General features: G+C 45.1%; 10 protein-coding genes. 7 read left to right on the top strand and 3 right to left on the bottom strand.

The features are described from left to right. Positions 1–69: 69 nt before the first annotated feature. Complete coding sequence (locus ACEN82_RS16580) at positions 70–3057, top strand: SusC/RagA family TonB-linked outer membrane protein (RefSeq protein WP_413322259.1); 2988 nt, start codon at positions 70–72, stop codon at positions 3055–3057. 12 nt (positions 3058–3069) lie between these two features. Beyond that, entirely contained in the window at positions 3070–4800 is a 1731-nt protein-coding gene (locus ACEN82_RS16575; RefSeq protein WP_413322258.1) for a RagB/SusD family nutrient uptake outer membrane protein, read from the top strand. A gap of 63 nt (positions 4801–4863) precedes the next feature. On the opposite strand, the gene susR is transcribed toward ACEN82_RS16575, so the two are convergent. After that, positions 4864–6498, bottom strand: a complete 1635-nt coding sequence (gene susR, locus ACEN82_RS16570; RefSeq protein WP_413322257.1) for a SusR family glycan utilization regulator — start codon at positions 6496–6498, stop codon at positions 4864–4866. 389 nt (positions 6499–6887) lie between these two features. On the opposite strand from susR, the gene ACEN82_RS16565 reads away from it, so the two are divergent. Then, positions 6888–9053, top strand: coding sequence for a TIM-barrel domain-containing protein (locus ACEN82_RS16565; protein WP_413322256.1), 2166 nt, complete (start codon positions 6888–6890; stop codon positions 9051–9053). Positions 9054–9187: 134 nt separating this feature from the next. On the opposite strand, the gene ACEN82_RS16560 is transcribed toward ACEN82_RS16565, so the two are convergent. Together ACEN82_RS16560 and ACEN82_RS16555 are read right to left on the bottom strand one after the other, a co-directional pair. Beyond that, the gene (locus ACEN82_RS16560; RefSeq protein ID WP_413322275.1) at positions 9188–10105 is read right to left on the bottom strand and encodes a helix-turn-helix domain-containing protein; all 918 of its coding nucleotides are present in this window, start codon (positions 10103–10105) and stop codon (positions 9188–9190) included. Between the two features lie 62 nt (positions 10106–10167). After that, the gene (locus ACEN82_RS16555; RefSeq protein WP_413322255.1) at positions 10168–10995 is read right to left on the bottom strand and encodes an SDR family NAD(P)-dependent oxidoreductase; all 828 of its coding nucleotides are present in this window, start codon (positions 10993–10995) and stop codon (positions 10168–10170) included. Between the two features lie 516 nt (positions 10996–11511). On the opposite strand from ACEN82_RS16555, the gene ACEN82_RS16550 reads away from it, so the two are divergent. Genes ACEN82_RS16550 through ACEN82_RS16535 form a run of 4 tightly spaced genes read left to right on the top strand, consistent with a single transcriptional unit; the run spans position 11512 to position 13982 of the window. Continuing rightward, on the top strand, positions 11512–11688 hold the full coding sequence (locus ACEN82_RS16550) for a hypothetical protein (protein WP_167516193.1): 177 nt from the start codon (positions 11512–11514) through the stop codon (positions 11686–11688). After that, positions 11685–11882 carry a hypothetical protein gene (locus ACEN82_RS16545; protein ID WP_090523922.1) on the top strand — a complete coding sequence of 66 codons (198 nt, stop codon included), beginning with the start codon at positions 11685–11687 and terminating at the stop codon, positions 11880–11882. Before ACEN82_RS16550 ends, ACEN82_RS16545 begins: the two co-directional genes overlap by 4 nt. Further along, positions 11875–12840, top strand: a complete 966-nt coding sequence (locus ACEN82_RS16540; protein ID WP_413322254.1) for a sterol desaturase family protein — start codon at positions 11875–11877, stop codon at positions 12838–12840. The genes ACEN82_RS16545 and ACEN82_RS16540 overlap by 8 nt, the downstream gene beginning before the upstream one ends. Beyond that, positions 12840–13982 carry a formylglycine-generating enzyme family protein gene (locus ACEN82_RS16535; protein WP_413322253.1) on the top strand — a complete coding sequence of 381 codons (1143 nt, stop codon included), beginning with the start codon at positions 12840–12842 and terminating at the stop codon, positions 13980–13982. The genes ACEN82_RS16540 and ACEN82_RS16535 overlap by 1 nt, the downstream gene beginning before the upstream one ends. Positions 13983–14134 lie beyond the last annotated feature (152 nt).

Genomic DNA, 14134 nt, shown 5'->3' with positions numbered 1-14134 from the left:
TTCGTCGTGGCCGGAGGCTTTATTTTCACGGCCAAATTAACCTCAAAAATCAATCTATAATTTCTTTTTATGTACAAGAAACTTTTACTCAGGCTAAGCGCCATAGTGCTCTGTTGCATTTTTACCGGGACGGCGTTGGCACAAAACAGAACTATATCCGGTACTGTTACGGATGCTGCCGACGGTTCGCCTTTACCAGGTGTAAGTATTGTGGTAACCGGGATGTCGGTAGGTACTACATCTAATGCTAAGGGCGTTTATACGCTTAGCGTTCCCGCATCTGCTAAAACGATCTCTTTTTCATATATCGGCTACACGTCCAAACAAATGCCGTTAACTGCCGATGCCACATTAAACGTAGCGCTTTCCGCGGCAAATAATTCATTGCAGGAGGTGGTTGTTGTAAGCGTTGGCTATGGCACGCTTGATAAACGTGAAGTATCGAGCGCTATTACACACGTTTCCTCAAAAGATCTGCTTCCGGTGGCCTCAAACAGCCCCCTAATGTCGTTACAGGGAAAGGTTGCAGGACTTAGTATTACCAATACTTCCGGTGCAGATCCCAATTCATCGCCCAGTGTTCAGTTGCGGGGCGTTTCATCGCGTAACGCAGGTTTAGGGCCGCTGTATGTGGTGAATGGTGTACCCGGCGGCAACATTGATAATATCAACCAAAATGATATTGAAAGCATCGATGTGCTTAAAGGCGGTGCCGCATCGGCTATTTACGGTACACGCGGAAGCAACGGCGTTATCATCATCACCACAAAAAAAGGCTCATCGCAGGCGCGTACGTTTTATGAAGGTTATGCCAGTTTTGACTATTTAACTAATCAACTGCAAAACCTTACACCCGAACAGTTTATTGCCGACAGGGTAAAAAATAGCCAGGGACAGGATTACGGCGCTAAAACAAACTGGATGGATGCGGTTACCAATTCGCCGGCATTTGCTCAAAAACATACGGTTCAATTGTCAGGTGGTTCTGGTAAAACGAATTACTTCGCATCGGCCGACTACCGCAATGCGGATGGAATTGACTTGCGGGCGCATAAAAAGGAATATGGCGCGAGGATCAACGTAAACCATACATCAGACAATGGCGTTTTCGTGGCTTCCTTAAATATCGCACCGAGGTATATGAATACCAAAAACTCTGATCAGGGTAATTTCAACAACGCGCTCACTTTAAACCCGACTTATCCAATTTACGATAACGCGGGAAGGTACAACTATATCAATACCGGCTTTTTCTCCAATAATCCGGTTGAGAACGCTAATGTGATCAAATCTGAAGCGCAAATCAAAGAAATGGATCTTAACGGATCGTTAAGGGTAAATATTCTTAAAAACCTGAGCACAACGGTAACAATATCTGAAATCAGTAAATCGACCAGGAGCTTCAATTTTACCCCTTCAACATTATCATCAATTTTGCACGCGGGCAAAATAACCCAAACCAATTTCGCATCGCAGCGGCAGGAAGAGAATGACCAGAAAAACGTGGAATGGACAGGAAATTATTCGCTTGATCTCGGTCGACATCACCTCAAAGCCTTAGGCGGTTATTCATATACCCTTTACAACTATAATACCTTTTACGCCCAGAATTATGATTTTCCATTCGATTCATACCTGTGGAACAATCTTGGCTCGGGTTTATACAACGGTGGTGCCGCCGGGCAGGGCCAATCTGCCGTAAGTTCAACGCAGAATGGCTCAACATTGATCTCATTCTTCGGTCGTTTGAATTATGATTTTAACAATCGTTATATTCTTACGGCAAGCTTGCGCAGGGAAGGATCGTCCAAATTTGGTATAAAAAACAAATGGGGTAATTTTCCTGCAGCTTCGGCTGCCTGGCGTGTATCCGAAGAAAGTTTCATGAAAGGCGCGCTGCCATGGGTAAACGATCTTAAACTACGTGCAGATTACGGGGTTACAGGTAACCAGGATTTCGATAGTTATCTTTCATTGCTGTTATATGGTGGTGCGGGCTATTTTCCGTACAACGGCCAAACTTACCAGGTTTATGGCCCTACATCAAACGTAAACCCCGATTTAAAATGGGAGAAATCGATCAACTTTAACGCTGGTATTGATTTTTCTATCCTGGATAACCGCATCTCTGGTTCACTTGATTATTACATCCGCAAAAACAAGGATTTGCTTGGTTATTATAACGTGCCCTTGCCGCCAAACTCCCAATCGCAAACCTTCGCCAACGTAGGTACTATGAAAAACTATGGCCTGGAATTGGCTTTAAATGGCAGCGTAATCAGGCAGCCTGATTTCAGTTATAACATAACCGCGGCGTTGGCTTATAACCGTAACAAGTTCATTTCCTTCTCTAACGATGTTTACAAAGGCGCGCCATTTGTTGAATTGGCCGGTTTGCCTGCTCCGGGATCGCCGGGTAATATACAGCGTATCCAGGAAGGACGTAGCATTGGCGAGTTTTATACGCTGCGCTCGGCAGGGGTGAATAAGGATGGGGCTTTGCAGGTTTATAAAAAAGATGGCACCATAGTTCAGGCCAACCAGGCATCATCAGATGATAAACAATTTGTAGGGAACGGTTTACCAAAGTTTATCGGTTCCATTGGCAATACTTTCAGGTACAAAAGGTTTGATCTGGGGATATTTCTGCGCGGCACATTTGGTTATAAAATATTCAATACCGCTGCCTTCTACATAGGTACACCATCAAGCCAAAGCGATGCTAACGTGCTGAGATCGGCCTATGATAGTAAAAGTAAATACTCGTTGTTAACTAATTCGGCAACAACAGCTATCGCTTCAGATTATTTCCTGGAGAACGGCTCGTTTGTAAAAATAGATAACGTGGCTTTAGGTTATACCCAGCCGTTTAAAACCAAATACCTTAAATCAATACGTATTTACGCCACCGGCAGAAACCTGCACACCTTTACAAGCTTTACCGGCGGCGATCCTGACCTGGTACAGGTTAACGGACTTACCCCGGGCGTGAACACCTCGCTGAATTATTATCCGGCTACACTTCAACTAATCCTTGGCCTGCAGGCAACCTTTTAAAATTGAAAAGACATGAAAAAATATAAAGTATATATCAGCGGTATTTTACTGTCGGCCATGCTGACTGCCAGCTGTACAAAACTCGATGAGCACGTGTATGATAAGGTAGATGCCGCGAGTTTTCTGAGCAGAAGGGATGATGTGATCAGGGATTTTTTACGCCCATTTGAACACGCGTATTGGAGTATCCAGGGCAACGATGTTTATGCTGCAGGCGAAGATTGTACCGATGAAATGGCTACCTACAACCGCCAGGGCGATTGGCAGGATGGTGGCTACTATCAACGTATGCATTACCATACCTGGACTATTACAGATGGCTTTACAAGTGGTGCATGGACAAACTTTTACCAGGGCATTGTGCTGGCAACTAACTCGCTTACCGATATGGAAGGCATCAAAGACCCGGCAAAACTCAGTGTTACCGATGCAGAATTAACCGATTTTAAATCAGAACTGCATACCTTACGGGCTTGGTTTTATTTACGGGCATTTGATTTTTATCGCAATATTGAAATTGTTACCGATGTAAAAACAGCTACACACGGTAACCCGCAATCTACCCCACAAGAAATGTTTAATTACATCGAATCGGAATTGAAAGGCGCTATCGATGGATTGCCCACCCGGCAACAGCTTGGGGCAGCAGGTATAGGGCGCTGGACCAAAGCTGGTGCTGCATCATTGCTGGCCCGACTTTATCTCAACGCCAAAGTTTATACCGGTACCGATAAATATGCCGAATGCGAAGCCGTTTGCCGTGACATCATTAGCGGTAAATATGGCGCTTATCAACTTGATACGCGATGGGATGCCCCTTTCGATTATACCAACACCTCATTAAACTCAGAAGTGATCTACGGTTTTCCAGGCTCACTGGCGCGTACACACTGGCAGTACGATGGCGGGATGTTTTTTTGGGGAATGACTTACGACGCAGCTCCGCTATACTGCGGATTTACAGATTTCGGGCAGGCTAACCCGCGCTATGCATTACAACCCGGGCACGATATAGATAGCGTTGAGTACGCTTTCCAGTTGGGCAAACCTTTTGTTAAATTTCATAAATACCCCGATGACCTGCGGTTAAAGAAATATAAAAACCTGGGCAACAGTACTCGCGAGGGTATGTTTTTATATGGCTATCTGCCTTATACGCATTTGGTAAACGGTGTAAGCCGCACCGATACCGTTAAAGGCAATAAAGGCCCTTATCCACTTTACATCCGCGACCAGGTGGGAATGTTCCTCGGCACAAAACCGGGAACCAAAATTGCAGATAAGGAGTCGGATATGAATCATGCCGACCATAACTCAGGCATTTTCATGGTGAAATATCCTATTTATCCAACACCAGATCCTAACAGGATCACTTCAGCTTACGCAGAGATTAGGTTGTCAGAAATTTATTATACCCTGGCCGAGTGCCGTTATAGGGCGGGTGATAAAGCCAGTGCCGCCAATTATCTGAACCAGGTAAGGCGACGCAACTATCCTGATGGGTCTTCAAGCCTTTATAAACCGGATGGTAGCCAGCTCACCGACCAGGAAATGCTTGACGAGTGGGGCCGGGAATTTCTTGGTGAAAACCGGAGACGTACCGACCTGATCCGTTGGGGAGTGTTCAACACCGGTACCTGGTGGGATAAGAAACCTGATGGAGACAAGCATACCGAGATATTTCCTATCGGGCGGGATATTATGAACGTTAACCCGCAATTCAAACAAAACCCCGGCTATTGAGCGGTTGGTTTAACCCACAGCCACCGGGTATTTCAGGATCCGGTGGCTGTTTGCTTTGGCACCTTAGGTCAATAACGATGCACCGACAGGTTGCAGATCATCTATAAATTTGATCTCCATTATTTTTCGCTCAAAATCCTCGGCAGGTACCATTGCCTTCACTTTTACCCGGTTTTTGTAGGTGTACACCGTGCTTACGCTATAATCAAGTATTTGGGCAATAGTTTCTAATTCGCTTACCCCCAGGCGCATCAAAGCAAAGATCCGGAGGGTGGCATTCAACATTTCACCGCTTTTAGGCCAGATCTGGTCTTCGGTTTTTAACAGGGCATTGAAAGATGTTATAAAATTGGGGAAGAGCGTTAAAAACATGGTATCCAGAGTGTCATACAATTGATCTTTTTCTTTGTCTACCTGTACTTTGTCAAGCACCGCGTTGGCTTCATTGTATTTGCCAAGCTTAATGTTGTGCTGCGTACGGCGTTTAACTTTATCAAGTGTTTCGATATAAGATGAACAGGTTTTAAAAAACAAGCCAATAAATTCTTCTTTAATTCTTGATGATTCCCAGAGCTTGCCGTTAATGCTTTTTAGGTCGCTGTTAATTTCCTTAATTACACGCTCGTTATTTTTAATGCGTTCAATCTGCTTCCGGTAAATCACCAGTAAAAAGAAAAGTACTACAGCAACAATCAAAAATATCAGGAAGCCTATCAGTAATTTATCCCTTTCGTGTTGTTTCTGGTCGATAACCTTACCGGCAACAAGTGGTAATATGGATTCTATCTGCACCTCCCGGCTCCGGGCTCCGTAAAACTTTGCATTTTTTACAGCATGCTGCATCATAATATATGCGTCTTCGGTTTTGCTCCGCTTAAACAGTTCCTGCCCCAGCAGAAATATCGCCAGTGTTTCTTTGGTTGACGATCGAATATCGTTTATCGCGGCAAGTGCCAGGAACAAGATCCGGTTATCGCCGGTGTAGGCAAAACTGAGCCTGGTGGCAACCATAGCCACTTTGTGTTCGGGCAAGTCCTTACTAATGATAAAGTTATAGTAAAAATCGGGGGTTAGTTTTTTGTCCCTGATCGAGTCGGGTTGAAATGCCATGTTGATGGTTTTTTCAAACTCATTTGATGGCGTTGCGACCTCGGCATTTTTAAAATCTTCGTCAGATCGCTGGCGATAGATCTTCGAGAAATAAGCGTCATCATCATAATCACTAATCCCCGCGTTTAGCCTTGCGCGGAGGTTAAAATAATCTGCTTTCAACGAATCGGATAAGCCATGAATGTTAATGGCCTCAACAGCATCAAAAGCCTCTTTATAAAAACCGGAGTTAAGCAACGTGCTGCCGAGCTGTACCTGGCTCCTGATTAGTTTGTTGGTATTGTTAAACTTTTCTGAAAGGGCGATCATCCTCCTCGCGTACATAAATGCCGAATCAAACTTAAAGGAATGGTATTCATCAAAAATCTGGCTGCAAAGGGCGTATTGGGCATTAAAGTTCTTTTTGTCGCTGAGGTTAAGCTGATTGCGTAGCTGTTTTATGCGGTCTTCTTTTTTAAGATCGTATGAGTTCTCTTTTTCGAGTTCAGATTTCAGAACAGCTAATATTTTATCAGATCTCAGTTCCTGCGAATAGCAGCGAACTACCAGTGATAATGAGATAATAACAAGCAGTAAATTTTTCTTCATTTTCAACTATATAAATTTGAATGATTTCGGCAGATGTTGTGTTTGCATGATAATATACTAAGGCGGCAAAAACCAATTTTGAAAACAAAAGAGGGATGCTTTGTGCAAACGGGGATAAAATTACATCTAAAATTTACAAGCTCTGTTTTAAAGAAAGGGATATTCGCTCGAAAAACGCGGTTTTTTAAGCTATGCATTGGCTGGTTGCGCGGTTTTTATGAGATTTTTTTCATGCGGATTCTGTTTAAATGGCTGAATATCAAATTGTTAATTAAATATATTGCTGGATTTTTTGACCTGTAGAAACAACTTGTTGCTCACGGTGCTGCCTTCATGTTTTACTTTGATCCTGTAATGTTCAGGATTAAAATCATCAACTAAAACTTTATATGACAACATCTATCAGGTATTATCTGATTCTCTTTTTTCTGCTGATCTTTTCTTGGGGCAATGCAAAAAATATCCCTATCCGGCAATCGGGCCTCATCGGCAAATCCATTGTCGAATTTGTTCCTGAAGGTTTCAATCAATCTAAAGTTCCATCTCTGATGCTCCAAAGGGTACCTTCCATTAAAAAAGCTGTTCCGGCAGGATGGCGTATTTTTCCTGAGTTTAATTTGAATGACGGGAAGGCAAGCGCTGTTGTTCATTTGGAGGGCGACATTAGCCTATATGGCGGTGGAGAAGTCACTGGCCCGCTATTAAGGAACGGCCAAACTATAAAACTTTGGAATACCGATAACGGTGCTTATGGCACAGATAATGGAAAACGCCTTTATCAAACCCATCCCTGGGTAATGGGTGTACGGAAAGACGGCACCGCGTTCGGAATTCTTTTTGATAGCTATTGGAAAGCGGAACTGAAAACGGATTCGAAAGAAATAACCTACAATACCGAAGGCCCGTTATTTCGTGTCTTTGTGATCGATCGTCAATCACCGCAAGAGGTGGTTAAGGGGCTGGCCGAAATGACCGGCACTATAGAAATGCCGCCAAGGTGGGCTTTAGGTTATCAGCAGTGCCGTTTTTCATACGTTTCAGAGCAGCGTGTGAGGGAAATAGCCAACACCTTCAGGGAAAAGCAAATACCTTGCGATGCCATTTGGATGGATATTGATTACATGGAAGGTTTCCGTGTTTTTACCTTCAATAAAAATAATTTTCCAAACCCCAAGCAACTGAACGATGATCTGCATGCCAAAGGTTTTCATTCTGTTTTTATGATAGATCCAGGTGTTAAGGCTGATAGCGCATATGCGGTTTATCAATCCGGATCAGCCAACGATATTTGGGTTAAAGACGCTGGCGGCAGGGAATATCACGGCAAAGTTTGGCCGGGCGATTGTGCTTTCCCTGATTTTACCATGCCTGCAGCGCGTAGCTGGTGGGCGGATTTGTATCATCAATTTATGGCTACCGGGGTTGATGGTGTATGGAACGATATGAACGAGCCGGCAGTAAATGACGAGGCTTTACCGAAAGAGCAGAGATTAGGTACCATGCCTTATAATAACCAACACAGGGGTGGAGATGCACTCCCTGCCGGGCCGCATTTGTTATACCATAATGCTTATGGGCGGTTGATGGTTCAGGCTACCCGGCAGGGCGTGATGGAGGCCAATCCAAATAAGCGGCCGTTTATTTTAACAAGAGCCAATTTGCTGGGTGGCCAGCGCTTCGCCGCAACCTGGACGGGAGATAATTTAGCCGACGAGCGGTTTATGAAGTTATCGGTACCGATGTCAATTACCCTTGGTTTGTCGGGTCAGCCTTTCAGCGGGCCCGATATTGGTGGCTTTTTGGGTAATACCAGTCCTGATCTGTGGGCCAAATGGCTCGGCTTCGGTGTGTTTTTGCCGTTTGCCCGGGGGCACGCCTGCGCGGGTACTAACAACAAAGAGCCATGGGCATTTGGCGATGCCGTTGAAACAACTTCGAAGATCGCAATTAGTCGTCGGTATCGCTTATTGCCATTGTTTTATACGCTGTTTTACAATGCCCACAAAACCGGCTTGCCGGTAATGCAACCATCCTTTTTTGCCGATCCGAAAGATTTAAGTTTAAGAAGTGAAGAGCAGTCATTTTTATTAGGCAACAACCTTCTGGTAGTTCCATCTTTTGCTAAAGATATCAAACTGCCTGCCGGAAAATGGGAGAAGGTAACGCTTGTTGATGGCGAAGAATCAGATCCTTATCAGGCTAAATTATTGCTGAAAAGCGGTGCTATTATTCCTGCCGGAAACGTTATCCAAAATACAGGCGAGAAATCGTTGAACACTTTAACGCTATATATTAATCCAGATGCAAAAGGCAACGCTACGGGCGAACTTTACTGGGATAGGGGCGAAGGTTGGGAATTTAAGAAAAAGCAGTACAGCAAAATCAAATTCAAGGCAACAAAAAGCGGCCACGAAATCATGTTGCGTGTGGTTGCCCGGGAGGGCAATTATCCCATTAATAAGGAGGTTGCCCAATTAAAAGTTGTCGTTCTTAAAGATGGCAAAGAATATTTTGGAGCAGGTAATTTGAAAAAGGGCGTTTCTGTGCAAATGTAAACGTTTTTGGTTACTGCAACCCGGGTAGTTCAAGTTGCGGAACAACCGGCAATTCTGGCAGCTGCAAAAAACGGGTCAGCTATTATCTGCCAAACGTGTAATTATTAAAATGATAGCAGATAACAGGTAAGTTGTCAATTAAAAGATTTCCTGAATTCCAGCGGCGAAAGATTCGTCCTGGTCTTAAATAGCTTACTGAACGACTGTGAATGCTCAAAACCTAAGGCATAGGCCACCTCGCTGACCGACAGGTTGGTGGTGGACAATTTTTCCTTCGCTTTTTCAATGAGATGGTCATGAATGTGCTGCTGGGCGCTTTGCCCGGTCAGTGATCGCAGCATGTCACTCAGGTAGTTAGGCGAAAGGTTCAGTTTTTCGGCCAGGTAAGCAACTGTAGGGATGCCGCGGCTCAACGTCAGTTCATTATTGAAATACGCGTCCAGTGTTTCCTCCAACCGTTGCAGGATATCGGTGCTGGCCGCTTTGCGCGTCAGGAACTGCCGCTTATAAAAACGGTTGGCATAACTGAGCAGCAGTTCAATCTGGGAGATCATCACCTCCTGGCTGAAGTCGTCGATCCGGCCGTCGAGTTCCTTTTCCATAAAGCTAAAGATAGCCAGGACCGTGTTTTTTTCTTCTTCCGAGAGATGCAGTGTTTCGTTGGTGCTGTAGGAAAAGAAGCCATATTGCTTGATCTTTTTGGCCAGTGGGTACCCCAAAAAGAAATCCGGGTGGATGATGAGGGTGTACTCTGAGCATACCGTCCCCTCCAGGTCGTTACCGCCGATGATCTGCCCCGGCGCGGCGAATAGCAAACCGCCGTTATCAAAATCATAATAACCCTGGCCATATTTCAACTTACCGCCCAGCCTGGGCTTGTAGGCGATCTTGTAATAGGCCAGCACATGCCGGGTGGGCAATTTGCCTTCCAATACCGTGTGTGCGCCGTTAATCAGGCTGATCAGTGGGTGTTTAGGCTGCGGCAAGCCGAACATCCGGTGCGCCTCGGTCAGCGACTCCAGTTTCAAGGGCGGGTTCTCATCCTTTTTCATCATAGCTAAGTTAAGGACACCAGGCCGTAATTTGCAGTGGCTGGTGTCCGTATTTTGTAATTTCATTGCGCCGAGCGCGAAACTTCATCCCAGGCTTCCCAGGTGGCAATGCGCTCCGTATAGGCAGCTTTCAGGCCGGTGAGGTTATGGCTACCAAGGTTAAAACGTAGCGGCGGGTTTTCAGAGTCCACCACTTTGAACAGCGCCTGCGAGGTAGCGGCCGGGTTGCCTCTCTCCATGCCTTTTAGTCCCTCCATGAATTTCGCTTTAAAATCGTGGTAGACCGGATTTCCTTCGAAAACCTTCGGGATCTGATCGCTACCAAATTCTGTTGCATATGCGCCCGGTTCAATGATGGTGACTTTGATACCGAACTGCGCCACTTCCAGGGCCAGGCTTTCATGGATCGCTTCAAACGCCCATTTAGACGAGCAGTAATAGCCCAGGATCGGCATGGCCAGATGCCCCAGGTTACTGGAAGTACCCAGGATATGTCCGTAACCTTGCCCACGCAGCAGCGGCAAAGCCGCCTGGATAACACTAACAGGGCCTATCACGTTGGTTTCGTAAAGGGCACGGATATCGCCGGCACTGCCGTCCTCGATCGTCCCGATCAGTGGGTACCCCGCGTTATTCAACACGATGTCCAACCGGCCAAAATGCTCATGCGCTTTATTTACGACTTCTTTAACCTGAGCAGGGTTAGTCACGTCGAGTTCCAGTGTCAATATCCGATCGCCATATTGTTCTTTTAATGCAGCGATGCTGCTCAGTTCGCGGGCCGTCGCGGCCACCTGATCCCCGCGCTCCAATGCCGCTTCTGTCCATATACGTCCCAGACCGCGCGAAGCGCCAGTGATGAACCATATTTTATTCGTTTGCTTTGTCATACTATATTTTATTTGATGAAAGCAAAGTTCAGGGAACAAGCCTTTTGCTTTGTAGCCTAATTACGGTTCTTTGTAGGCTGATCTCTGTATTTGTTCAGGTAATCCGGGACGTAGCCAGAGGTATCTCAAAAAAGCGCCGGGACATCTTTATTTTACCCATAAATTATTATTATATAATTTCTATAGAATTAGTAGTATTTATCAAATCTTTTTTTACATTTGCCTCAGAAAATTAATAACAACAAATTAAAATCTTTAAAAGCACCCACCATGCAACCCGAACTTTTACCTAAATACGGCCTTGCTAATTATCAGTTAACCGCTGTTGCTTTTACTTCCTGTTGTTATTCTTGTTGTTGCTGCTAATCAGTACAAGGGGTAATCCCTCCTCCATAATCGTGCGTTGATCGCACGGTACTCAATTTTTCAATTCATTACATTATTTACCAGGCATTGCTGCTTTATGCGGATTGCTATGCAACGCCTGCATTGTTAATCACTTAATATAAGTTCATTATGACCATTAACGACGTTTCCCTGATTGGGAAAAAGGTGTTGGTAGGCGTTATAGTAACCCTCATACCTTTTGTTATCATTTTTGGCGGGCTGTGGCTTGGCCGTAAGCTATTGGAAAAAGGCTCTGCAACTAAAACAGCGCAAATTGTTCAACCTCAAAACAGTACACCCTCATGAAACTGGATCAATCAACCAAAAAGCAGATTATCAAAAACGCTTCATTGAGCCTGCTGCTTTATATCCTGCCTATCGCGCTCATGTTTGGCACTTTCGCCATCACCGGTCAGCGCCCATGGGAAAAGAAGCAACATCAGCATAAACAGGAAAACACCATAAAAACTAAAACATCAAACTCGCCAGACAATGATTGATCAGATAAAGCAAATAATAGAAAACCTTAACGGCTATGGCTTTTCCGTTTTGGTATTGGTACTCGGTGTATTGGAATTTTCGTTCGGCCTTTATAAAAAGCGCTGGAACAAAAATGAAAAATGGGTTGATATTGCCTGCTTTACCATCCCTAAACTGGTGGTAAAACCATTGGTGGCCTATTACGGATTAAAAGTGCTGCCGGCTGTATTACCAGGATTAAAGAACACCTTTGATTGGGTTCCGTTTTTCTGGGGATTTATCATCATCGCGGTAGCCGATGATCTTACCCAATACTGGTATCACCGTTTGCACCACCAGGTGCCATGGCTATGGCGTTTTCACCGCACACACCACTCGGCATCGTACATGGGTATGGCAATGGCCAGCAGGCAAAATATCATTTATACCATCTTTTTTTCACAGACCTATTTAACCACAGCTTTGGTTTACCTTGGTTTGGGGATCCCTGCGGTAGTTGTAAAAGGTATTAAAGGTACCATTACCACACTGGCGCATTCAAGCATTCCATGGGATAAACCATTTTATCAGTATAAAATACTACACCCCCTGGCCTGGATCCTTGAGCGTACCATTTCAACCCCGGCAACGCATCATGCGCACCACGCAGCTACTACCGATGACGGGGTAGGCTATTATAAAGGTAATTTTGGTAATATGTTCTTTTGGTGGGACATTATTTTCGGTACGGCTCATATCTCGCGCCAGTATCCTAAAGCTTATGGTATTTCGCATTATGAAGGCGACCAATGGTACGCACAGCTGGCCTGGCCTTTATTTAAATCAAAGATACCCGGAAGTGAACTTGCAGCCGGTGGCCCGATGATTAGAGAAGATGTGCCTTTGCAGCCTCATCACTTATACCGACCCGATGTTGCAGTGCAGCCCGAAGCTGAACAGGTTGACACAGCATTTCAGTTACAGCCTGTAAAAGCGTAATGAAAAAGATTGTACTTATACTTTTTAGTACCGTATGGTTAGCATCATGTAAACAACCGGCGAAACCAGTGGCGAGTATTGCGGTTGCCACGGTTCCCGGTGCTAAAAAGAAACTTTGCTGCGAATCAAATATCCCCAACAGGTTTAAAGCAGCGGGGTTAAGCGGTGCGGCGCTTGCTCTGCCCGATACGGGTAATACCCAAACCAGCCATGCGGGGATGGTTTGGGTACCGGCCGGAACTTTCAGAATGGGAGCCGATAACCAGCAGGCTGAACCTGATGAATACCCCAAACACGACGTAACTGTCGATGGTTTTTGGATAGATAAAACCGAGGTAACAAATGCCCAGTTTGAAAAGTTTGTAAAAGCTACAGGCTATATCACCACAGCCGAGCGCAAGCCCGACTGGAACGAGCTAAAAAAACAAATGCCGCCAGGCACCGAAAAACCTGCCGATAGTTTGCTGGTTGCGGCATCATTAGTATTTGTACCGGCAAGTAAACCGGTTAATCTGAACGATTACAACCAGTGGTGGGCATGGAAAACCGGTGCTAACTGGAAACACCCGCACGGGCCGGGGAGTGATATCAAGGGTAAAGATAATTATCCGGTAGTACAGGTTTCATGGTACGATGCTGTGGCCTACAGCAAATGGGCAGGCAAACGTTTACCAACCGAAGCAGAATGGGAGCGGGCGGCGAGGGGCGGTCTTGAAGATAAGATCTATCCCTGGGGAAATGAAAAAGTGAACGAAGGGCAGCCCAAGGCAAATACCTGGGAGGGAAGTTTCCCCTATAAAAACACTCAGCGCGATCATTACTATTATTTGGCGCCGGTTAGTTCATTTGCGCCCAATGGTTACGGTTTGTATGATATGGCCGGTAATGTATGGGAGTGGTGTGCCGATTTGTACAATAACAACTACTACAAAACAGTAAGCAGCCCGGCGGGAGTTAAAAACCCCAAAGGCGCTTCAAAATCATATGACCCGGATGAGCCTTATGCCATTAAAAGGGTAGTGCGCGGTGGCTCATTTTTGTGTAACGACAGCTACTGCTCCGGTTACCGCGTATCGCGCCGGATGAAAACTACCGAAGACAGTGGTATGGAGCACCTTGGTTTCCGTTGTGTCAGCAATTAAATATTACCCCTAAAATAAATGATTGATCGGTCTGATTTTAACAGGCATAAGCAGAAAGGAACATGAAAAAGTAAACAATTACATTCTTCAAATAAGGGAAAAGCAAAGCCTTTCCCTCAGTCATTAAAACAACGAAACAGGGATCGATTGGC

It is taken from the genome of Mucilaginibacter sp. Mucisp73 (assembly GCF_059491465.1).
Note: the sequence above shows the minus strand (reverse complement) of the source record. Positions and strands in the feature narration are given on the sequence as shown.

What these genes read in the sequence shown, in the direction of transcription:
- ACEN82_RS16580 (WP_413322259.1), top strand. Translation starts at nt 70, where the DNA reads ATGTACAAGAAACTTTTACTCAGGCTAAGCGCCATAGTGCTCTGTTGC.
- ACEN82_RS16575 (WP_413322258.1), top strand. Translation starts at nt 3,070, where the DNA reads ATGAAAAAATATAAAGTATATATCAGCGGTATTTTACTGTCGGCCATG.
- susR (WP_413322257.1), bottom strand. Translation starts at nt 6,498, where the DNA reads ATGAAGAAAAATTTACTGCTTGTTATTATCTCATTATCACTGGTAGTT.
- ACEN82_RS16565 (WP_413322256.1), top strand. Translation starts at nt 6,888, where the DNA reads ATGACAACATCTATCAGGTATTATCTGATTCTCTTTTTTCTGCTGATC.
- ACEN82_RS16560 (WP_413322275.1), bottom strand. Translation starts at nt 10,105, where the DNA reads ATGAAAAAGGATGAGAACCCGCCCTTGAAACTGGAGTCGCTGACCGAG.
- ACEN82_RS16555 (WP_413322255.1), bottom strand. Translation starts at nt 10,995, where the DNA reads ATGACAAAGCAAACGAATAAAATATGGTTCATCACTGGCGCTTCGCGC.
- ACEN82_RS16550 (WP_167516193.1), top strand. Translation starts at nt 11,512, where the DNA reads ATGACCATTAACGACGTTTCCCTGATTGGGAAAAAGGTGTTGGTAGGC.
- ACEN82_RS16545 (WP_090523922.1), top strand. Translation starts at nt 11,685, where the DNA reads ATGAAACTGGATCAATCAACCAAAAAGCAGATTATCAAAAACGCTTCA.
- ACEN82_RS16540 (WP_413322254.1), top strand. Translation starts at nt 11,875, where the DNA reads ATGATTGATCAGATAAAGCAAATAATAGAAAACCTTAACGGCTATGGC.
- ACEN82_RS16535 (WP_413322253.1), top strand. Translation starts at nt 12,840, where the DNA reads ATGAAAAAGATTGTACTTATACTTTTTAGTACCGTATGGTTAGCATCA.